The following is a 20,887-nucleotide window of genomic DNA, read 5'->3' as shown; positions in this document are numbered from 1 at the left end:
CCGGTTTACTCGGTACTGCCCAGGCCCTGCCAGTGCTTGAGGCCGATGAAGATAAAGCGCAGTTGCTGGGTGATTTTCGCCTGGGGCGTGAGGTGAGCCGGCAAAGCATGAGCCGGCGGGTCGATGATATCGGGCAGGGTGGCAAACACGCTTTTGACGATAAGGTCGGCCATCACATGCAGGCCATCGGGGTCCAGGTGCTGCAACTTGGGCATCTGCGTCAGGTCCGCCGCCAGGTCGCGGGTGATGTCTTCGCGCAGGGCGCTGATGGCTTGGCGCACGGCCAGGCAGCCACCGTATTGCTCGCGGGCCAGGAACAAGAATTGCGAACGGTTGGCTGAGACCACATCGAGAAAGATCCGCACCGAGGCGTCGATAATGCCGCCCATCACGAATTCGTTGTGGCGCACCAGGCGGATGGTAGCGCGAAAGGTCTGGCCAACCTCACTCACCAAGACAAGTCCAAGTTGGTCCATATCGGCAAAATGGCGATAGAAACCAGTGGGAACGATGCCGGCCGTCTTGGCTACTTCACGCAGGCTCAGGCTGCCAAACCCACGGCCACACTCCATCAGATGGCGGGCAGCGTCCATCAAGGCAAGGCGGGTCTGTTGCTTCTGTTCGGCGCGGGGCAGCATGGGCGGGGGGCTTTGTCGGCAAGTACAGCGACGCACTCTAGCAAAACAGCTCTGTTGGCGTCGAACTTGGCGGGGGCGCGTTGCGTGACAGGTTCTACAAAAAGTCAAAAAGCCCGGTCGGGTGATCGGGCTTTTTTCTGGGCTACCACAGGGTTAGCTCTGTGCTTGGTTTTGTTCTTTCAGGCGATCAGAACCGTCTTCGGCAACACCTTCAGTGTAAGCGCGCTTGCTGATTTGATCGGCACCGTCTTCAACCAGACCTTTCTCTTGCAGGCGATCGCGACCGTTTTCGGTCAGGCCTTCGGCGTGAGCGCGTTTGCTGATCTGATCCGAACCGTTTTCTGCAACAGCGCCTTTGGCGTAGTCACGGCTATCTTCTTCTTGCGAACCGCTGCGGGCCAGGGTTTGGCTGGCGTGCACGGCGTCGGCTTTGACTTGTGGGGTCACTTGTTCGGCGGCTGGCAGGGCAAAGGCGCTGGAAGCCATGATGGACAACAGGACGGTAGCGAGTACTTGGCGTTTCATGATGGTTGCTCCTTGGGAGGGCGATAAAGTGGGTACAGGGCTAATGCTACTCTCGATATGTCGATATAAAAGTTCATAAACACAATGGTAATAATCAACAGAATTGATTGTTCCTCGCAGAGGCTCTAGACCGGACCTCTCAAGCACGCGGTTTTGCACCGTGGTGGGTATTTTCGACACGAACCTGGGTAACAATGGTGCGCCGTTGATGATTGGATTTGTCTGATCGATCAGGAAAATGGCTTTTTGCGACTAAATTGACCACTGGGTTAAACCCCCGGACGGTTTGCCAGTCGTACTCTTATGAGCTGTAGTTCAGCTATTCGTGTTGAGGAGTCCTGTGCAATGACGCGCACTCGTAAAATCGTCGCTTGGAGCTGCGCCAGCTTCGTTCTGTTAATCGCCGTTGCAGTCCTGGTCCTGGTGTTTTTTGACTGGAATCGCATCAAACCGCCCCTCAATGCCAAAGTCTCCGAAGAACTGCATCGCCCGTTTGCCATCAACGGCAACCTCGCCGTGGTGTGGCAGCGAGAGCCCGATGAAGGCGGCTGGCGTGCCTGGGTACCGTGGCCTCATGTGATTGCCGAAGACTTGACCCTGGGTAACCCGGACTGGTCGAAAAAACCGCAGATGGTTTCGTTGAAGAAAGCCGAGCTGCGTATTTCGCCCCTGGCTCTGCTGGCACAGCGTGTGGTTATCCCGCGTATCGATCTCACCGAACCGACTGCAGAGTTACAGCGCCTGGCTGATGGTCGCGCCAACTGGACCTTCACGTTCGACCCTAAAGACCCCAATGCCGAACCCTCCAACTGGGTGGTGGACATCGGTGCCATCGGCTTTGACAAAGGCCACGTGACGCTGGATGACCAGACCCTCAAGACCCAGCTCGACGTGATCATTGACCCCTTGGGCAAACCGATTCCCTTCGGTGAAATCGTCGGCGATGCCGATGCCAAGAAGGCTCTGGAGAAAGGCTCGGCGCCCCAGGACTATGCGTTCGCCCTCAAGGTCAAAGGCCAGTATCACGGCCAGAAGCTCGACGGCACCGGCAAGATAGGCGGCCTGCTGGCCCTGCAGGATGCGGCCAAGCCGTTCCCGCTACAGGCCCAAGTCAAGATCGCTGACACCAACATCGCCCTGGCTGGCACCCTGACCGACCCGCTCAACCTCGGCGCTCTTGACCTGCGCCTTAAGCTGTCCGGCAGCAGCCTGGGCAACCTGTATCCACTGACCGGCGTCACGCTGCCGGACTCGCCGGCCTACGCCACCGACGGCCACTTGATCGCCAAGCTGCACGATTCCAGCGGCGCATCTTTCCGCTACGACAACTTCAACGGCAAGATCGGCAACAGCGACATTCACGGCAACCTCGCCTACGTCGCCAGCCAGCCACGGCCCAAGCTCAGCGGCGCGCTGGTGTCCAACCAGTTGCTGATGACTGACCTCGCACCCTTGATCGGCGCCGACTCCAACGCCAAGCAAAAGGCCCGTGGCGGCGAAAGCAAACAGCCGGCGACCAAAGTGCTGCCGGTGGAAGAGTTCCGCACCGAACGCTGGCGCGACATGGATGCCGATGTGGAATTCACCGGTAAACGTATCGTGCACAGTGCCGAATTACCCTTTACCGATCTTTATACCCATCTGGTGCTCAACGACGGCGAGCTGAGCCTGGAACCACTGCGTTTCGGCGTCGCTGGTGGCAAGCTCGATGCGCAGATTCGCCTGAATGGCCGCATCACACCGATGGAAGGTCGCGCCAAATTGACCGCGCGCAATTTCAAGCTCAAGCAACTGTTTCCGAGCTTCGAGCCGATGAAAACCAGCTTCGGTGAACTCAACGGTGACGCCGATATTGCCGGGCGAGGTAACTCCGTCGCGGCGCTGCTGGGCAGTTCCAATGGTGACCTGAAGATGCTGATCAACGACGGCGCCATCAGCCGTGGCCTGATGGAAATCGCCGGGCTCAACGTGGGCAACTACGTGGTGGGCCGCTTGTTCGGCGATAGGGAAGTGAAGATCAACTGTGCCGCCGCGGATTTCGGCATCAAGACCGGCTTGGCGACTACGCGGCTGTTTGTGTTCGATACCGAGAACGCCATCATCTACATCGATGGCACCGCGAACATGGCGACTGAGCAGTTGGACCTGACGGTCACCCCGGAATCCAAAGGCTTCCGTCTCTTCTCCCTGCGCTCGCCGCTGTATGTGAACGGGCCGTTTATCAAGCCGAATGCCGGGGTCAAGGCCATTCCATTAGCCCTGCGCGGCGCGGGCATGGTGGCGCTGGGCGTGATCGCGGGGCCTGCTGCCGGCTTGCTTGCGTTGGTCGCCCCAAGTGGTGGCGAGCCCAATGAGTGCGCGCCGCTGCTGCAGCAGATGAAAGAAGGCAAGGCGCCGAAGACCGTTAAAGGCTAACCAAATGTGGGAGGGGGCTTGCCCCCGATAACGGTATGTCAGTCAGTACCTCTGAGACTGAATCACCGCTATCGGGAGCAAGCCCCCTCCCACATGGGATTTACGCTATTTAAAGACTTTCGAGGATGTCGGCCATATCGTCCGCATGCTCTTCTTCCTGAGCGAGGATCTCCTCAAACAGGCGGCGAGTGGTCGGGTCTTTGTCGCCGATGTACTGGATGATCTCGCGGTAGCTGTCCACCGCGATGCGCTCGGCGACCAGGTCTTCGTAGACCATTTCCTTCAAGCTGTTACCGGCCACGTACTGCGCGTGGGAGTTCTTCGACAACAGATCGGGGTTGAACTCCGGCTCGCCGCCCAGCTGCACGATGCGCTCGGCCAGTTTGTCGGCATGTTCGGCTTCCTGGGTGGCGTGCTCCAGAAATTCCTCTGCGGCGACGGCTGCTTTAACGCCGCTGGCCATGAAGTAGTGGCGCTTGTAGCGCAGCACGCACACCAGCTCGGTGGCCAGCGACGCGTTGAGCAGGCGGATAATTTCTTCGCGGTCGGCGTCGTAGCCTTCGGTCACGGCACCGTTTTCGACGTTCTGGCGGGCTCGGCTGCGCAGGGTCGCAACGTCGGTCAAGTTTGCTTCAGTCATCTCAATCTCCTGGGGCTAATCCGGGTTACGCCACGCTCTGTCGGCGTGATCGCTCCAAGTTGTGAGTGCCGGGCAGCGCAAAAAGTTTTATCGGATTTACCTCGCGCGTCACGAGCCCGACTTGCAACTGGGCTAGGCTGCATTGCATCAAACGCGCTGCGAGGATATTCGCTTCATGTCACAGTCGTTGGCCACACGCTATCCCCTGGTATTGGTGCCCGGCATGCTCGGATTTGTGCGCATCGGGTTTTTCCCCTACTGGTATGGCATCGTCCCGGCTTTGCGGGCTGGTGGGGCTCAGGTATTCCCGATACAGGTGGCACCGCTGGACTCCAGCGAGGTGCGTGGCGAGCAACTGCTGGTGCAGATCGAGCGCATACGCCGCGAGACTGGGGCCAAAAAGGTCAACTTGATCGGCCATAGCCAAGGCTCACTGACTGCGCGCTATGCAGCAGCCCTGCGCCCGGATTGGGTGGCGTCGGTGACTTCGGTGGCGGGGCCGAACCACGGTTCTGAGCTGGCGGACCATATCCACCTCCATTACCCCATCGACGGCGCCAAGGGCCGGATCATGAGCGCGCTGTTTCACCTGGTCGCCTGGGTGATGGGTGTGCTGGAAACCGGTTATCGCGGGCCGCGCTTTAAAGCGGATCTGCAGGCGTCTCACCATTCCCTCACCAGTGAAGGTGTGGCTTTGTTCAATCGCCGTTATCCCCAAGGCTTACCCGAGACATGGGGCGGGCAGGGGGCGGAGGTGGTCAACGGCGTGCGCTATTACTCGTGGTCCGGCACGTTGCAGCCGGGCATCACGGATCGGGGCCGTAATTTGTTTGATGGTACCCACCGCAGTTGCCGCTTGTTCGCCCGCAGCTTTGTGCGGGAAAAGGGCCAGTGTGATGGCATGGTCGGGCGCTACAGCTCACACCTGGGCACGGTGATTGGTGATGATTTTGCCCTGGACCATTTTGATATCGTCAATCAGTCCATGGGGCTGGTGGGCAAGGGCGCCGAGCCGATCCGATTGTTTGTGGAGCATGCCCGGCGCTTGAAAGCGGCGGGTGTTTAAGCCAGGCGGCGCACCGGTGTGGTCCAGCGCTCCGACAAGACTACCCCGCCCAAGGTCAGCAAACCGCCCACCAGGTGATACCACGCCAGCTCCTCCTTCAATACCACCGCCGCAATCAACGCGGTAATCAACGGCAGCAGGTTGAAAAACAGCGTGGTACGGCTTGGTCCCAAGGTCTTCACCGAGTGCATCCACGCCAACGGCGCGAGCATCGACGCCAGTAAACACGCGTACAGCACCAGTGGGATATTTGCCCAGCCCAGGCCGGTTTTGGCCGAGAACAGGAACAGCGGAAACAACACCACCACCGCCACCAGTATCTGCAAATACAGCAACACCAACGGCGGCAGGCGCAGCTGCCATTTTTTCAGCAAGGTGCTGTAGACCGCGTAGGCCAGGGTGGCGACCAGCATCATGGCGTCGCCCAGGTTGACCCCGTGTTGCAACAGCGCGCCCAGGCTGCCGGACGACACCACCACGACCACGCCGGCAAACGACAGCACAGCCCCGGTGAGTGCGCCGAAGGTCAGGCGTTGGCCGAGGCTGATGATGGCTGCCGTCAGGGCCATCAACGGCATCAGCGACAGGATGATGCCCATGTTGGTGGCGGTGGTCAGGGAGGCGGCGTAATACGCCAGGCTTTGGTACACGGCCATGCCCAGCACGCCGAGGATGACGATCTTGCCCAGATTCGGGCGGATCTGCGCCCGGTGAGCGATCACCGGCTTGAGCATGAACGGCGTGAACAGTAGCGCCGCCAGCAGCCAGCGGTAAAAACCGATCTCCGACGGGAAAATCGAGCCCACGGCCAGTTTGTTGACCACGGTGTTGCCGGCCCAGATAAAAATGGCCAGCAGGGGATACGCGTACTGCATCGAAAGAAACCAAGTGTGTTGATGAAGCGGGATTATCCCCTGTCTGGATCGAAGCCTATACTGCGATCCAGACAACTCACCTTTGCATCCAGACAATATGGCCCGACACACCGTACGCCTCGCCGATTTCCGTAGCTTGCCCAGCCCGGTCTACTTCCGTTATTCCGACTTTGCCCCTGACACCGAGTGCACGCCGCACCAGCACTTCTGGGGCTCGCTGGATTACTCCGCCAGCGGTGTGATGCGCATGGAAGTGGCCGGTAACCGCTTTATGTCGCCGCCGCAGTACGCGGTCTGGATCCCGCCCAATACTGAGCACAGCTCCTACAACGCCCAGGCGATTGTCTATCACTCGGTCGGCCTGGCCCCCGAGCTCTGCGAGCAACTGCCACAACAGCCTTGCACACTGGCGATCAGCGACATTCTCAAGGCGATCCTGCGCGACTTCGCCCGGCGTGACGTGAATATTCCGCATTCCGAAGCCGATATCCGCCTGGCCCAAGTATTGGTGGATCAACTGCGGCAGGCACCGATCCACGACGGTTTCCTGCCCTACGCCCGCCGCCCAGGGCTGCTTGGCGTCCTGGAAGGTATGCAGGCCGACCCCGGCGATAACCGCCCGCTGGCGCAATGGGCTGAACAGGTGCATGTGAGCGAACGCACGCTGGCGCGCCAGTTTGTGCGCGAGTTGGGCATGAGCTTCGGTGAATGGCGCCAGCGTCTGCGATACCTGGCGGCCATCGAAGCCCTCGACAGCGAACGCAGCGTGCAGCAGGTGGCGTTCGACCTCGGCTACAGCACCGCCTCGGCGTTTATCGCGATGTTCCAGCGCCATGCTGGCTGCACGCCGGAGCAGTACCGCCGGACGAATATTCGCTGTGGATGAAGATGTAACAGGCTTTGACTACACTGCGGATAGGCCATGCCCATCGGCGTGGTAACAGGGAGAAAACTCCATGAAGATGCTGCGTATTCCGTTATTGATGATGGGCTTGCTGCTGTGTTCCCAAGGCTTTGCCGCCACTGCCCAGCAAAACAAAATGACCACCTGCAATGCTGAGGCCACCACCAAGACGCTCAAGGGCGACGAGCGCAAGGCGTTCATGAAAACCTGCCTGTCGGCCCCGGCTGCCAATGACGCCAAGACCCTGACGCCGCAGCAGCAGAAGATGAAGGATTGCAATGCGTCGGCGAAAACCAAAGCGCTGACCGGCGATGCGCGCAAGACGTTCATGAGCACCTGCCTTAAAGGTTGATCACGATTTCGTCGGTGCTGAAGATTAAATGTGGGAGGGGAGGTGCCCCTCTCACACTTGATCGCATTCACAACCTATCCACTCGCTTGATTCTCTGAAGGCTGGCAGACTGCCCATCCTTTAACGCCGTTCGTTTTTGAGGCTGTATGCCAACGTTTTCTCAGCGTCATGTGTTGTTGCTGGCCAGCTACATCATCATTTTCGGCGGACTGCTGCTGGTGCTGCCGCTGAAATTGCTGCCCAGCCTGCTGGCCGGTTTGTTGGTCTATGAACTGGTCAACATGCTCACCCCCCAACTGCAACGGCTGATCGAAGGCCGCCGCGCGCGCTGGCTGGCAGTGGCGTTGCTCGGGACCCTGATTGTCAGCGTGCTTGCGCTGATCTTCGCCGGCGCCATTAGCTTCCTGCTCCACGAAGCGGAAAATCCCGGGGCTTCCCTCGACAAATTCATGGGCGTGGTCGACCGTGCGCGGGGCCAACTTCCGCCATTCCTCGACGCCTACTTGCCGGCCAGCGCCGCCGAATTCCGTGTGGCCATCGGTGAGTGGCTGAGCAAACACCTGAGCGAGCTGCAACTGGTGGGCAAAGACGCCGCGCACATGTTCGTCACCCTGCTGATCGGCATGGTGCTCGGCGCGATCATCGCCCTGCAGCGCGTGCCTGACCTGACCAGGCGCAAGCCCCTGGCGGCGGCGCTGTTTGACCGCCTGCACCTGCTGGTCCAGGCCTTTCGCAACATCGTCTTCGCTCAGATCAAGATCGCCGCGCTCAACACCGCCTTCACCGCCATATTCCTCGCCGTGGTGCTGCCGCTGTGTGGCATTCACCTGCCACTGACCAAAACCCTGATCGTGCTGACCTTCCTGCTCGGCCTGCTGCCGGTGATCGGCAACCTGATGTCCAACACCCTGATCACCATCGTCGCGCTGTCGCTGTCGATCTGGGTGGCAGTGGCGGCGTTGGGCTATTTAATCGTGATCCACAAGGTCGAGTACTTCCTCAATGCGCGCATTGTTGGCGGGCAGATCAGTGCCAAGTCGTGGGAATTGCTGCTCGCGATGTTGGTGTTTGAAGCCGCATTCGGTCTGCCGGGCGTGGTGGCAGGGCCGATCTACTATGCGTATCTGAAGAGTGAGCTGAAACTCGGTGGGATGGTTTAAGGCGTGTTGTGCCTGGGTGGGCGCCATCGGGGGCAAGCCCCCTCCTATTTACTGTGTTTACACATATAGATTTGTGAATACAGTCAGTGTGGGAGGGGGCTTGCCCCCGATGAAGTCACCACCGTATTTCAGGTGAAACTCAGCAGCCGTACCGCTTGCTCGCCTCAATCGCCAGACCGCTGCCGATGCTGCCAAAGATATTGCCTTCCACATGCCGCGCATTCGGCAGCATCGCCGAGATGCTGTGGCGCAGCGCCGGAATGCCGCTGGAACCGCCCGTAAAGAACACCGTGTCCACTTGAGCCACGGTCACGGAAGCGTCGTTGAGCAGTTGCGTCACGCTGCCGCGCACACGCTCCAGCAGGGCGTCGATGGACGATTCGAACAGCGCCCGGCTCAAGTCGACGCTCAGGCCCGCTTCGATACGGTCCAGCGCCACATGGCGGCTGTCTGCGTGGGTCAGCTGGATCTTGGTTTCTTCCACTTCCATCGCCAGCCAGTGCCCGGCGCGCTGTTCGATCAACTTGAACAGGCGGTCGATGCCGCCGGTGTCTTCGATGTCATAGCGCATGCTGCCCAGGGCCAGCTGGGATTTTTGCGAGTACACCGAGTTGATGGTGTGCCAGGTCGCCAGGTTCATGTGGTGACTGGTGGGCATGTAGGCGCCACTTTTCATACGGCTGCCGTAGCCGAACAGCGGCATCATGCCTTGCAGGCTCAGTTGCTTATCGAAGTCGGTACCGCCGATATGCACGCCGCCGGTGGCGAGGATGTCGTCGTGGCGGTTGTCGTTGTGACGGCGGTCGGGCGACAGGCGCACCAGGGAGAAGTCGGACGTACCCCCGCCGATGTCGACGATCAGCACCAACTCTTCTTTCTCGATGGTGGACTCGTAGTCGAACGCGGCGGCAATTGGTTCGTACTGGAACGAGATGTCCTTGAAGCCGATCTTGCGCGCCACATCCACCAGAGTGTTTTCCGCTTCCTGGTCGGCCATCGGATCGTCATCGACGAAGAACACCGGGCGGCCCAGTACCACTTCTTCGAACTCGCGGCCGGCGTTGGCTTCGGCGCGGCTCTTGAGCTGGCCGATAAACAGTGCCAGCAGGTCGGTGAACGGCATTGCCGTGCCCAGCACGCTGGTGTCGTGCTTGATCAGCTTGGAACCCAGCAGGCTCTTGAGCGAGCGCATCAGGCGGCCTTCGTAGTTTTCCAGGTACTCGTGCAGCGCCAGGCGACCGTATACCGGGCGGCGCTCCTCGAAGTTGAAGAACACCACCGACGGCAGGGTGATCTTGTCGTCCTCCAGCGCGATAAGCGTCTCCTCGCCGGGGCGGATCCAGCCGACGGTGGAGTTGGACGTGCCAAAGTCGATACCACAAGCACGGGCTGGGGATGGGTTTTTCATGTCTATCGGGTTCCGGTCGAAAAACGGCCGCGCAGTGTATGCCAGTCGAAGGCGGATGCGTAGGCCGACCATCCGTTAAATCGTGCTTGAAAGTGTGGGATTTGCCCCCACATCTGGTGCATACGGCAAGTGCCGATAAAACTCTGACGTACCCCCAGGCCACAAGACTCAACAGGTGCAAAGCAGCGCACGTTGTGCCCAGGGCTGTGCGATCTCGATGAAGGATGGTGAACCGCCGATGGATTTCAAAGACTACTACAAGATATTGGGTGTCGAGCCGAGCGCCGATGACAAGGAAATCAAGGCCGCCTATCGCAAACTCGCGCGTAAATATCACCCCGATGTGAGCAAGGAAAAAGACGCCGAAGCCAAGTTCAAGGACGCGTCCGAAGCCTATGAAGCGCTCAAGAGCGCCGATAAGCGCGCCGAATACGATGAACTGCGCAAATACGGCCAGCACGGCCAGCCGTTCCAGGGGCCACCGGGCTGGCAGAGCCGTGGCGGCTTTGGCGGCGGCGGGCAGGGCGAGGACTTTTCGGACTTCTTCAGTTCGATCTTCGGTAACCGTGGCGATGCTTTCGGCGGCCAGCGCCGTCCGGCCGGGCGCAAAGGCCAGGATGTCGAGATGCAACTGACGGTGTCGCTTGAAGAAACGCTGTCCACCGAGTCCAAGCAGATCAGCTTCCAGGTGCCGCAATACGACGCCTCGGGCCGGCATGTGAGCAATACCACCAAGAGCCTGAACGTGAAGATCCCGGCCGGTGTGACCGACGGCGAGCGCATCCGCCTCAAGGCTCAGGGCGCGCCGGGCATCGGCGGTGGGGCCAACGGCGATCTGTACCTGATCATCAAGTTTGCGCCCCACAGCAAGTTTGAAGTGGATGGCGAAAACCTGATCATCAACCTGCCGCTGGCGCCGTGGGAACTGGCGCTGGGCACTGAAGTGGCCGTACCGACGCTGACCGGCAAGATCAACCTCAAGGTGCCGGCGGGCAGCCAGAACGGCCAGCGCATGCGCGCCAAGGGCCACGGTTTGCTGAACAAGGCGGGCCAGCGCGGTTACCTGTTCGTGCAGCTCAAGGCTGTGATGCCCAAAGCTGCCGACGACGAGGTCAAGGCCTTGTGGCAGGCGCTGGCGGAGAAAGCCGCGTTCAACCCGCGCGAACAGTTCTGAACTGACGCAAAAGCGCCAAACGGCACAACTATATGTGCCTTTTGGCGCAAGGGCGTTCGATAGGCTGAGGGCTTAATTCCTGGCCACGGATGAGCCCAAATGCCAAACATACCTTCGCCCGCTACTTCCTCGCCCGGCTATAGCGGAGTGCATTACGACTTCCTGAAAAGCCGCGTCCCTTCCTGGTTTCTGCAGGCGCCCAAGCAGCGCCAGCAAGAGTTGGCCGACCACTCGCTGCAACTGCCGGATTGGTACCTGAAAGCCGACTCGGCAGGTCGAGCCAGCCTCGCGGTCGCTCACACCCGCTTTCGCGCCGCTCAGCGCGACCTCGAAGACAACCTTGCCCGCATTGACGACGTGCTCGATTTCGCCGAACCGCTGCTTAAAGCGCAGATTCAGCAACGTTTCAACATGGACCTGGATGTCAGGCAGGTGTACTTCGCCCGCAAGTACACCCCCGGAAAAGAGCAAGCTGCCTTTGGTGGATTTTTTACCGTCGATCAAACCAGCAGTCCGGATGCCAATTACCGTTATCGCGGCGTAACGCTGCTTGAAGCCGCCCTGGCCAACTTCGAGCCTTCTGAAGAACAACCCTTGAGTTGCCGCGATTGCTCGATCATCACTCGATTCAGCGCGTTCGAAGGGGAGGTGATCCCGGGGTTCGACGTTCTGCAGGATCAAGCCGTGGCCATCCTGCCCCACGAGTTTGCCCAGCTGTGTCGCTCGTTGAACGTGGGTAAGTTGTATCAGGAGCATCTCAAGGCGGTGCTTGAGCCGCAGGATCAAACCCAGCGCACCGCATTGGAGAACCAATTGCATGCGCACCAACGCCAGCAATTTACCCTGAGTCTCGATATTGCCAGCCGGCAACGGTTGGCTGACGCCAACGGGAGAGCGGGTGTGAGTGCCAGCGCACGGCGGATGCTCGATCAGGTGCTCAGCGGCTCGCGCAACGCTTACCTCGATGGCAGCCCGGTCACGTTTGCGGCGTTGAAAATCTTCGGCATTGTGCTCGTCGGGCCATTGCTGATCGGGCCAGAGCGCCTGAGCAGTGTCGATGCCGAGCGGGTGGTGGTGTATATCCCCAACGATCCGCAGCAGCCGATGCGCGAATATGCCTCCGGCGACGCGTTCATGGCCGATTTGAGAGCGCGCCTGCACAACATCGCCTACCGCCGTTTCTTCAGCCAGTTCATCCCCGTGCAGCATCAAGGTGAGTTCTTTCAGCAACTCAACAAGCTCTATCAACCAAAGGAAAGCGACGACACGCAGACGGATTTCGTACTGCAAGCCGAGCCCGCCAGATTGCCGATCGAAGCGTTCGAGATCACCGGCGACGTGTGGATCGAACAGCGTCAGGCCCATATGCGCAAGCTGCTCAGCGATGCCAGGGCGGTGGCCGTGCCCACCGGCGACGAGGACGCGCAGGCGCGGGCCAGGCGCATGGCAGGTTTCCTGGACGCGGTGCTCAATGTATTCAACCTGGCGGCGTTTGTGGTGCCGGGGCTTGGACCGATCATGCTGGCGGTGGGCGCTGGGCAGATGATGACTGACGTGTTCCATGGCATCGAGGCGTATGAACAGGGTGAAATCAAAGAGATGTGGCGCTGCTTTTCCTCGGTAGCGCTCAATGCCGCATTTTTTGCCGCGGGCGCTGCGGTATTGCCGCATGTTCAATGGTCGGGCCAGGTCGAAAGCCTGAGAAACGTACGCCTGCCCACAGGCGGGAAGACCCTTTGGCGTCCACGACTCGACGGTTATGAACTACCGGATTACGAGCCGCAGGGGCAAGCAGACGAGCACGGCGTGTATCGCCAGAATGGACAACCGGTGCTCGCTATTGAGGGCAAGCATTACCGTATTGTCGAGGACGCCACCACCGGGCATTACCGTATCCAGCACCCGACGCGAGCAGAGGCCTACCAGCCGTTGCTGCGCCACAACAACCAGGGCGGGTGGCTGCATGAGGCCGACCGGCCCCAGGAGTGGACAGGGGCGACGCTGATGCGGCGTATCGGCCCTGCGATGGAGGGCTTCAGCGACGAGGAGCTTGAGCAGATCCGTCAGGTCAGCGATGTCCATGAGGATCAGTTGCGCCGAATCCACGCGCAGAGTGAGCCGGTGCCGGCGGTGTTGCTGGACACCGCGCAGCAATTTCGCGCCTACGGGCAGGCGAAGGAACTCAACCGGCAGATCACGGCTGGACGTCTGTCTGCCGAGTTGACCGGTTATGCTGCCAGCCTGGTCACAGAGCTTGCCCATTGGCCGGCCAGCACGGGTATTGAAGTGTTGGGAGAGGACGGGCTCGACAATTCGGCGGTGCGCTATGGCAACCGGCTGGCGACGGGGCGGGACCTGATCCGGATCAGCCGTGCCGAGCTGATGCAGGGCCAGCTGTCCAGGCGCATTGTCGAGCACCTCAGCCACGAACAGTTAACGCCACTGTTGGGTGAGCGTACAGGGCTCGACACCCCGTCGCGTGCGGCGGAATTGACTCGCCGCCTGGCGGAGTATGCGGCCACCCAGCACACCCGGCTGTTCAAAAGCCTGTACAGCGAGCGCCTTGCGCCTAAAAGCCCCGCCGTGCAGGTTTTGCAGCGCGACTTCAAGCGCTTGCCGAGCCTGATCGCCCAGGAACTGCTGGACTCGGCTTCCCCCAAAGAGCTGGAATTCATCAATGCCAAGGGGCGACTCCCCTTACGGCTGGCCGAAGAGGCGCGCAAGCTGCAGGCGCAGATGCGTCTGTTGCACGCTTATGAAGGGTTGTATCTGGAGCGGTTGGACAACCCGGATACCGAAACCCTGGTGCTGCACTCCCTGGAAAACCTGCCCGGCTGGCATGACAACATCCGGCTTGAAGTGCGCGAGGGCTCGTTCGATGGCAGCTTGCGCGCGGTGTTTGGCGCCGAGGATGCAGGCCAGCGCAAAGTGCTGGCGCGTGTGGCTGATGGGCTTTATCAACCCTTCGATGAAGAGGGCAATGAACTACACGGTACCGACAGCTTGTATAGAGCGTTGCAGCACGCCTTGCCCGATGCCCATCGCAATGCGATTAGCCTGCCCCATGTCGGCCAAGGTGATCAGTTGCATGCGTTGGTCATTCAGCGGGCGCTGCCACGGGATGCCTTAAGCAACGCCTTGCGCATGGCGCCGCGGAACAAGCCGTTCTTCAGGTTCCCGCAGCGCGCACCGAGCGGCCAGCCGGGCTATCCGTTGAGCGGACGCGGGGTGGGCGGAGTTGAGGGCACTTTCCGTCGTCGGCTGCGAACGCTTTACCCCAGTTTGACGGAGGAGCAGGTTGAGGCCTTTCTGCAGGACCGCAGCCTCACCGACGACGCCTGGCTGCGTGCGTTGGAGCGTGATTTCGCAGACCTTGAAGCGACGTTTTACAACTGGCTTTTGGAGGGGCCGAAAACGCCGTCGATTTTGCGCGCACGGTATCGGATTGTGGATGCCATCATGAACGCCTGGAGAATGACCGGCGAGCTGGACATCGATCCCCTCGGTAACGTGCTAGGGCAGCGGATCAAACTGCGAGGCGGCGCTCGCGACCAGCAGCGGATGCTCGGGGCGCAGTTGGCAACCCTGCCAGAGCTGCCAGGCAACTTCGATCATGTCACCAACCTGCAGGTGACCCGGTGCGACCTGACCGACCAGGGCGCGCGTTTTCTGTCGGCGTTCCGCAGGGTTCGGCTGTTGGATCTGAGCGAAAATCGCTTGACTGTCCTGCCGCCCGCCCTTGCGAACATGCCGTTCATGGAGGGGCTGGACCTGGCCGATAACGCCTTGGTTCTGACGGCAGAGACCGCGCAGCACATCAACAATATGACCCGACTGATTTCGCTGACGCTGGCCGGTAACCCCATCGGTGAGTGGTTGAACCTCAAGCGCCTGCGTTTTCTGCAATGGCTGGAACTGGCGGGCTGCGGTTTGAAGGCACTGCCGGCGGGCCTTTTCGCCCACCCCAGGCCGCGAGGTTTTGTGCTGGACCTGACGGGTAATCCGATCACTGAAATGCCTGATGTGGCGCCGGGCTCGGACAGGGCAGAGACCATCGCCAGAATCGTGGTGACCCGTGAGTTGTTGGCGCCTGAGGCACTCGATCGGCTCAAGCTCTATATAGAGTCCATCGGGATGGATGCCGGGCGACGTTTTCCCCCCAGGGGCGTGCAGGACAGCGCCCATTGGATGGCCGGCCTGACGCAACAGGAGTGGGTGGTGAAAGCCCGCTACTGGGACGCGGTCGAGGAGCTTGAAGGCAGCGAGCCGTTTTTCAATGAACTGCGCAAACTGAACGAATCTTCCGATGCGGGAACGCCTGAATACAGGAACGATTTGACAGCCAAGGTGTGGCGCATGATCGAGGCCATGCATGAAGACAGTGTGCTGTGTGACACCTTGTTCAAAATGGCCGCTGCACCCACCACGTGTGTCGACGCCGGGGCCCAGTTGTTCAATGCTATGGGCGGGGAGGTGCTGGTGTCCCAAGCCAACGCAATTCCCAATGTCGAGCTGAAAAAGATCGAACTGCTGGACCTGGCCAGGGGGCGCGCAAGGCTCCATGAGTTGGGCCGGATCGCTCAAGCGAGAGTCAACGAACTGCTCGCGCAGGGTCGCAATTTTCCTCAATACGACGCGCAGGGTGAGTTGGTGCGGCAGTACGACGCCCAGGGAAATGCGCTGCGCAGCATCGACGAAGTCGAGATATACCTGGCCTATGCCACACAGCTGGCCGGGCGTCTGGATTTACCCTGGCAGTCCAAGAGCATGATGTTCAACGAGCCTGATGTCACAAGCGCGATGGTGGACGAGGCTTACCTGCGTGTGCGGGCGCTGGAGGAAGGCGACCAGTTACGCAACCAGATCGTGGAGGAATCCTTTTGGGCCAACTTCGTCGAGTCGTTGAACCCCGAACCCTTCAAGGTGCTGCAGGTCAGGGGCGATGACTTGATCAGTTTGCAGGTCGCTCAACAGGAATGGGCGAATGACGGCGATCTTTCGCCGCAGCAAAAGCAAGCGCTGCGCGAGACGATCGATACCACGGTGCTGGCGCTGGGCAAATCGTCGGTGAACTCCGTGCCGGGGTACGTGATGAGTGACGAGGAGTATTTCTCCGACATCAGCGCCGTGCAAAAGGCGCGCTTGCAACTGCTCTACACCATGACCGATCAAATCATGGGCCGCAGCCCGCAACCCGCTCAGGGCAGCGAAGCTTGAGCCCATGAGCGGGTGACGATTCAGAACAGGAAGTAACGCTGTGCCATCGGCAGCACGTCCGCCGGTTCGCACCACAGCAGCACACCATCGGCCTTGACCTGATAGGTCTGCGGATCCACTTCGATTTCCGGTAGGTAATCGTTGTGGATCAGGTCGGTTTTTTGCACATCGCGACAGCCCTTAACCACCGCGATCTGCTTCTTCAACCCCAGGGCGTCGGGCAATCCGGCGTCCAGCGCGGCCTGGCTGATAAAGGTCAGGCTGGTGGCGTGCAACGAGCTGCCAAAGCTGGCGAACATCGGGCGGTAGTGCACGGGTTGCGGGGTGGGGATTGACGCGTTGGCGTCGCCCATCAGGCTGGAGGCAATTGCGCCGCCCTTGAGAATCAGGGTCGGCTTGATGCCAAAGAACGCCGGCCGCCACAGCACCAGATCAGCCCATTTGCCCACCTCGATGGAACCGACGATATGGCTGATGCCATGGGTGATCGCCGGGTTGATGGTGTACTTGGCGATGTACCGTTTGGCGCGGAAATTGTCGTTACCGGCGCCATCGCCTGGCAGCGGGCCGCGCTGTTTTTTCATCTTGTCGGCGGTTTGCCAGGTGCGCGTGATCACTTCGCCCACGCGGCCCATGGCCTGGCTGTCGGAGCTGATCATCGAGAACGCGCCGAGGTCGTGCAGGATGTCTTCGGCGGCGATGGTCTCGCGGCGGATGCGGCTTTCAGCGAAGGCCACGTCTTCGGCAATGCTCGGGTCCAGGTGATGGCAGACCATCAACATGTCCAAGTGCTCATCGATGGTATTGCGCGTGAACGGCCGCGTCGGGTTGGTCGAACTTGGCAGTACGTTGGGGAAGCCGCAGGCCTTGATGATGTCCGGCGCATGGCCGCCACCGGCACCTTCGGTGTGGTAGGTGTGGATGGTGCGACCCTTGAGCGCGGCGAGGGTGGTTTCGACGAAGCCGGACTCGTTGAGGGTGTCGCTGTGGATCGCCACCTGCACGTCGTACTGGTCGGCGACGCTCAGGCAGTTGTCGATGCTGGCGGGCGTGGTGCCCCAGTCTTCGTGCAGCTTCAAACCGATGGCGCCGGCCTTGACCTGTTCGATCAACGGCTCCGGCAGGCTGGCGTTGCCCTTGCCGGTAAAACCGATGTTCATCGGGAATGAATCACTGGCCTGAAGCATGCGTGCCAGGTGCCACGGGCCCGACGTGCAGGTGGTGGCGTTGGTGCCGGTGGCCGGGCCGGTGCCGCCGCCGATCATGGTGGTGACGCCGCTGGTCAGCGCCTCCTCGATCTGTTGCGGGCAAATGAAATGCACGTGGGAATCGATGCCGCCGGCGGTGAGGATCATGCCTTCACCGGCGATCACTTCGGTGCTGGCGCCGATGGTCATGGTCACGCCCGGCTGGATGTCCGGGTTGCCGGCCTTGCCGATGGCGTGGATACGACCGTTCTTCAGGCCGACATCGGCTTTGACGATGCCCCAGTGATCAATGATCAGCGCGTTGGTGATCAGGGTGTCCACCACTTCATGGGCGAGCAACTGACTCTGGCCCTGGCCGTCGCGGATCACTTTGCCGCCGCCGAATTTGACTTCTTCGCCGTAGACGGTGAAGTCCTTTTCGACTTCGACGAACAGCTCGGTGTCGGCCAGGCGGACCTTGTCACCGACGGTGGGGCCGTACATGTCGGCGTAGGCTTGGCGGCTGATTTTCATGTGTGTGCCCTGAAATATTTGTGTTGAATGTGAAATCGCTATCGGGGGCAAGCCCCCTCCCACCTTTGATGTGTGAACACATTCAAATGTGGGAGGGGCGGTGCGACGATTCGACTTGCCCCCGATGAGGCCCTAAAGATCGCCCATGACCCGCCCGGCAAACCCGAATACCCGCCGTCCGCCGCTCAAATCGACCAACTCGATCTCACGGCTTTGCCCCGGCTCAAACCGTACCGCCGTGCCCGCCGGAATATTCAGGCGCATGCCGCGGCTTGCCGCACGGTCAAACGTCAGCGCGTCATTGGTTTCGAAAAAGTGATAGTGCGAGCCCACCTGGATCGGCCGGTCGCCGCTGTTGGCCACGCTGAGCGTGATGGTGCGACGGCCGACGTTGAGTTCGATCTCGCCGGGCTGGATCTGATATTCGCCAGGAATCATGCAGGTTGCCCCAGGGTCTTGAAGTAGATGGCGGTCGGGCTGTAGCGCCCGTCCGGGCTTTGGCAGTAATCGGGCAGTTCGCCTATCTTGGTGTAGCGCAGCGCCTGGTAGAACGCTTCGGCCCCGGAGCCGGCTTCGGTGTCCAGGTACAGCAGGCCGCGCTTGTGCTGGCGCGCGGCAAGTTCCAGGGTGTGCATCAGTTGTTGGCCGAGGCCGTGGCGGCGCGCACTGCTGTGCACCAGCAGCTTTTGCACCTCGGCGCGGTTCAGGCCATTGGCTTTCTGGCACAGCGCCAATTGCACGCTGGCCTGCACCTGTTCGTCGCGCACCACCACCCACAGCAGCAGGCTGGCGTCTTCGATGCTCGACTGAACGCCGCGCAGATACTCGCGGGCCTGGGCTTCATCGAAGTCGGCCATAAAACCCACCGATGCACCGTGCTTGACCGCGTCCAGCAACAGCTCAATCAGGCCCTCGCGGTAATGGGCAAAACTCTCTGCATTGACTCGACGCAGTTGCGCAGCGCTCATCGATCACTCCTTGGGCGGTTCGGCGCCCGGGTTCAAGGCCAGTTGCATAAAGGTCAGGTCGAGCCAGCGACCAAATTTGATACCCACCTGCGGCATTTGCCCGGTGGTGATAAACCCCAGGCGCTCATGCAGGCGGATCGAAGCCTGGTTGCCGCTTTCGATGGCGGCGACCATCACGTACTTGCCGCCTATGCGCGCGCGTTCGATCAAGGCGGCCATCAACTGCGGGCCAAGGCCTTTGCCACGCTGGTCGTTACGCACATACACCGAGTGCTCGACGCTGTAGCGAAAGCCTTCGAAAGGGCGCCAGTCGCCAAACGAGGCGTAGCCGGTGACTTCATCGTGCTCGACCGATACCAGGATCGGATACGCCTGGGCCTGACGCGTGTTAAACCATGCCAAGCGGTTGGCCAGGTCTACCGGTTGTTCGTTCCAGATCGCCGTGGTGTTGCGTACCGCATCGTTGTAGATGTCGCGGATGGCTGGCAGGTCGCTTTCACTTGCATCACGAATCATGACCGGGCCTCAGGCGATGGGTTGGTGGACGGTGACCAGTTTGGTGCCGTCCGGGAAGGTCGCTTCCACCTGGATATCCGGGATCATTTCCGGGATGCCTTCCATCACCTGTTCACGGCTGAGCAGGGTGGTGCCGTAGTGCATCAAGTCGGCAACGGTGCGGCCATCGCGGGCGCCTTCCATCAAGGCGGCGGAGATATAGGCGATGGTTTCCGGGTAGTTGAGCTTCACCCCGCGCGCCAGGCGGCGCTCGGCCACTAAGCCTGCGGTGAAGATCAGCAGTTTGTCTTTTTCCCGTGGGGTCAGGTCCATGGTTCAAGGTCCTTCAAACATCATTCATAAAAACACCGTAGATCCCCTGTGGGAGGGGGCTTGCCCCGATGGGGAATGTCAGGCAATACATCTGTCACTGACCCACCGCTATCGGGAGCAAGCCCCCTCCCACATGCTGATCTTCATGTGCTCCAGATTCGTGGTGCGACCGCCTCTCGCCCAAACAGAGCGGGACGTAACAGTTTCCATAAATCAATCAACCATCCCCGCGCCAGCAGCGCTTCACTGGCCAGGCAGCGGGCGACCAGCAAGCCGGGTAATTGGGTCAGGTCGCCGCGTACTGCATTCGGCAGCGCGCGACATTGCTCAAGCAATTCAGGGGTGATTTCGCCAGTCACCAACAGGGTGGCAAATACCGGCTGCCCGTCCAGGCCGATGGGCGAGTCGAGCAACCCATCGGCGCCGACAATGCGCTGGCGTTCATGCCAGAGCAACTGGCCGTCGCGGCGGATATCCAGGTGCGATTGAAAGTGCCCCAAGTCGAAGCGCTCGCCACTGGCCGGACGGCCCAGGGCGATCACGTCCCAGTAGAACAATCGGGCATCGCCTTGTAGGTCGATGCGCGTGGTGAGTTCGGCCTGGGCGGCGCTGAATACGATGGTTTCCTGGGGCAGCCATTCCAGGGTGGCGCCGGCTTCGACAGTCAGTTCGAGTTGCTGGAAGGCCGGGCCACTGGCGCGGTACCACTTGGCCGCGCCAGGGCTGGTCAATTGGGCCCAGGCGCCCTCGGCGACGTGGGCGCTGATGTCCAGGCGATCCCCACCGGCAATCCCGCCGGGCGGGTGCACGATGATGTGCTGGCACACCTCCGGGCCTTCGGCATACAGGTGCTTTTGCACCCGCAGCGGGCCGAGGTGGCGGCGCATCACCGGGCGCGTGGTGTCGCCGAAACGCGCATAGCCGAGTTCGAGCTCGGCGTGCCAGCTGGGGGTGAACAGGGCAGGGGTAACGGGCAGGTTCATGTCTTTATGCTTA

Annotated in this window: 18 protein-coding genes; 7 read left to right on the top strand and 11 right to left on the bottom strand. The window is 60.8% G+C overall.

Annotated elements, in window-relative coordinates; all coding sequences use genetic code 11:
• Window positions 1-5: 5 nt before the first annotated feature.
• Both ACKZ62_RS25755 and ACKZ62_RS25750 read right to left on the bottom strand, forming a co-directional pair.
• Window positions 6-638: a TetR family transcriptional regulator gene (locus ACKZ62_RS25755; protein WP_032890551.1), complete on the bottom strand. Its 633-nt coding sequence runs from the start codon at window positions 636-638 to the stop codon at window positions 6-8.
• A 153-nt stretch (window positions 639-791) separates the two neighbouring features.
• Complete coding sequence (locus tag ACKZ62_RS25750) at window positions 792-1,163, bottom strand: hypothetical protein (protein ID WP_032890553.1); 372 nt, start codon at window positions 1,161-1,163, stop codon at window positions 792-794.
• A gap of 345 nt (window positions 1,164-1,508) precedes the next feature.
• On the opposite strand from ACKZ62_RS25750, the gene ACKZ62_RS25745 reads away from it, so the two are divergent.
• Complete coding sequence (locus tag ACKZ62_RS25745) at window positions 1,509-3,578, top strand: AsmA family protein (protein WP_447096016.1); 2,070 nt, start codon at window positions 1,509-1,511, stop codon at window positions 3,576-3,578.
• A gap of 109 nt (window positions 3,579-3,687) precedes the next feature.
• On the opposite strand, the gene ACKZ62_RS25740 is transcribed toward ACKZ62_RS25745, so the two are convergent.
• A complete protein-coding gene (locus tag ACKZ62_RS25740) occupies window positions 3,688-4,218 on the bottom strand; it encodes a ferritin-like domain-containing protein (protein ID WP_032890557.1) in 531 nt (176 codons plus the stop codon).
• Window positions 4,219-4,393: 175 nt separating this feature from the next.
• On the opposite strand from ACKZ62_RS25740, the gene ACKZ62_RS25735 reads away from it, so the two are divergent.
• Window positions 4,394-5,284, top strand: coding sequence for an esterase/lipase family protein (locus ACKZ62_RS25735; RefSeq protein ID WP_447096015.1), 891 nt, complete (start codon window positions 4,394-4,396; stop codon window positions 5,282-5,284).
• Here the strand turns inward: ACKZ62_RS25735 and ACKZ62_RS25730 are convergent.
• Window positions 5,281-6,159, bottom strand: a complete 879-nt coding sequence (locus ACKZ62_RS25730; RefSeq protein WP_447096014.1) for a DMT family transporter — start codon at window positions 6,157-6,159, stop codon at window positions 5,281-5,283. The two genes, ACKZ62_RS25735 and ACKZ62_RS25730, sit on opposite strands and share 4 nt — an antisense overlap.
• Window positions 6,160-6,256: 97 nt before the next feature.
• Here ACKZ62_RS25730 and ACKZ62_RS25725 point away from each other — a divergent pair, with 97 nt between their 5' ends.
• The 3 genes from ACKZ62_RS25725 (at window position 6,257) to ACKZ62_RS25715 (ending at window position 8,575) form a co-directional block, all read left to right on the top strand.
• Window positions 6,257-7,045, top strand: a complete 789-nt coding sequence (locus tag ACKZ62_RS25725) for an AraC family transcriptional regulator (RefSeq protein WP_032890562.1) — start codon at window positions 6,257-6,259, stop codon at window positions 7,043-7,045.
• A gap of 70 nt (window positions 7,046-7,115) precedes the next feature.
• Window positions 7,116-7,415 carry a PsiF family protein gene (locus ACKZ62_RS25720; protein WP_017849707.1) on the top strand — a complete coding sequence of 100 codons (300 nt, stop codon included), beginning with the start codon at window positions 7,116-7,118 and terminating at the stop codon, window positions 7,413-7,415.
• Between the two features lie 146 nt (window positions 7,416-7,561).
• Window positions 7,562-8,575 carry an AI-2E family transporter gene (locus tag ACKZ62_RS25715; RefSeq protein ID WP_447096013.1) on the top strand — a complete coding sequence of 338 codons (1,014 nt, stop codon included), beginning with the start codon at window positions 7,562-7,564 and terminating at the stop codon, window positions 8,573-8,575.
• 139 nt (window positions 8,576-8,714) lie between these two features.
• Here ACKZ62_RS25715 and ACKZ62_RS25710 read toward each other — a convergent pair whose 3' ends face one another.
• Window positions 8,715-9,983, bottom strand: a complete 1,269-nt coding sequence (locus tag ACKZ62_RS25710) for an Hsp70 family protein (protein ID WP_095186047.1) — start codon at window positions 9,981-9,983, stop codon at window positions 8,715-8,717.
• A gap of 238 nt (window positions 9,984-10,221) precedes the next feature.
• On the opposite strand from ACKZ62_RS25710, the gene ACKZ62_RS25705 reads away from it, so the two are divergent.
• Window positions 10,222-11,157, top strand: a complete 936-nt coding sequence (locus ACKZ62_RS25705) for a DnaJ C-terminal domain-containing protein (RefSeq protein WP_447096012.1) — start codon at window positions 10,222-10,224, stop codon at window positions 11,155-11,157.
• A gap of 99 nt (window positions 11,158-11,256) precedes the next feature.
• On the top strand, window positions 11,257-16,374 hold the full coding sequence (locus ACKZ62_RS25700) for a dermonecrotic toxin domain-containing protein (RefSeq protein WP_447096011.1): 5,118 nt from the start codon (window positions 11,257-11,259) through the stop codon (window positions 16,372-16,374).
• A gap of 20 nt (window positions 16,375-16,394) precedes the next feature.
• Here ACKZ62_RS25700 and ureC read toward each other — a convergent pair whose 3' ends face one another.
• The 6 genes from ureC to ACKZ62_RS25670 form a co-directional block, all read right to left on the bottom strand.
• Window positions 16,395-18,095 carry an urease subunit alpha gene (gene ureC, locus ACKZ62_RS25695; protein ID WP_447096010.1) on the bottom strand — a complete coding sequence of 567 codons (1,701 nt, stop codon included), beginning with the start codon at window positions 18,093-18,095 and terminating at the stop codon, window positions 16,395-16,397.
• 132 nt (window positions 18,096-18,227) lie between these two features.
• On the bottom strand, window positions 18,228-18,533 hold the full coding sequence (locus tag ACKZ62_RS25690) for an urease subunit beta (RefSeq protein ID WP_032890572.1): 306 nt from the start codon (window positions 18,531-18,533) through the stop codon (window positions 18,228-18,230).
• The gene (locus ACKZ62_RS25685) at window positions 18,530-19,063 is read right to left on the bottom strand and encodes a GNAT family N-acetyltransferase (RefSeq protein WP_032890574.1); all 534 of its coding nucleotides are present in this window, start codon (window positions 19,061-19,063) and stop codon (window positions 18,530-18,532) included. Before ACKZ62_RS25685 ends, ACKZ62_RS25690 begins: the two co-directional genes overlap by 4 nt.
• Window positions 19,064-19,066: 3 nt before the next feature.
• Window positions 19,067-19,579 carry a GNAT family N-acetyltransferase gene (locus tag ACKZ62_RS25680; protein ID WP_447096009.1) on the bottom strand — a complete coding sequence of 171 codons (513 nt, stop codon included), beginning with the start codon at window positions 19,577-19,579 and terminating at the stop codon, window positions 19,067-19,069.
• A 9-nt stretch (window positions 19,580-19,588) separates the two neighbouring features.
• Window positions 19,589-19,891 (bottom strand): urease subunit gamma, encoded by a 303-nt coding sequence (gene ureA / locus ACKZ62_RS25675; protein ID WP_003171437.1) that lies wholly within the window; start codon window positions 19,889-19,891, stop codon window positions 19,589-19,591.
• A 143-nt stretch (window positions 19,892-20,034) separates the two neighbouring features.
• On the bottom strand, window positions 20,035-20,874 hold the full coding sequence (locus tag ACKZ62_RS25670; RefSeq protein ID WP_032890578.1) for an urease accessory protein UreD: 840 nt from the start codon (window positions 20,872-20,874) through the stop codon (window positions 20,035-20,037).
• Between the last annotated feature and the right edge of the window lie 13 nt (window positions 20,875-20,887).

It is taken from the genome of Pseudomonas sivasensis (assembly GCF_052938085.1).
This window is presented reverse-complemented; position numbering and strand designations above follow the sequence as displayed.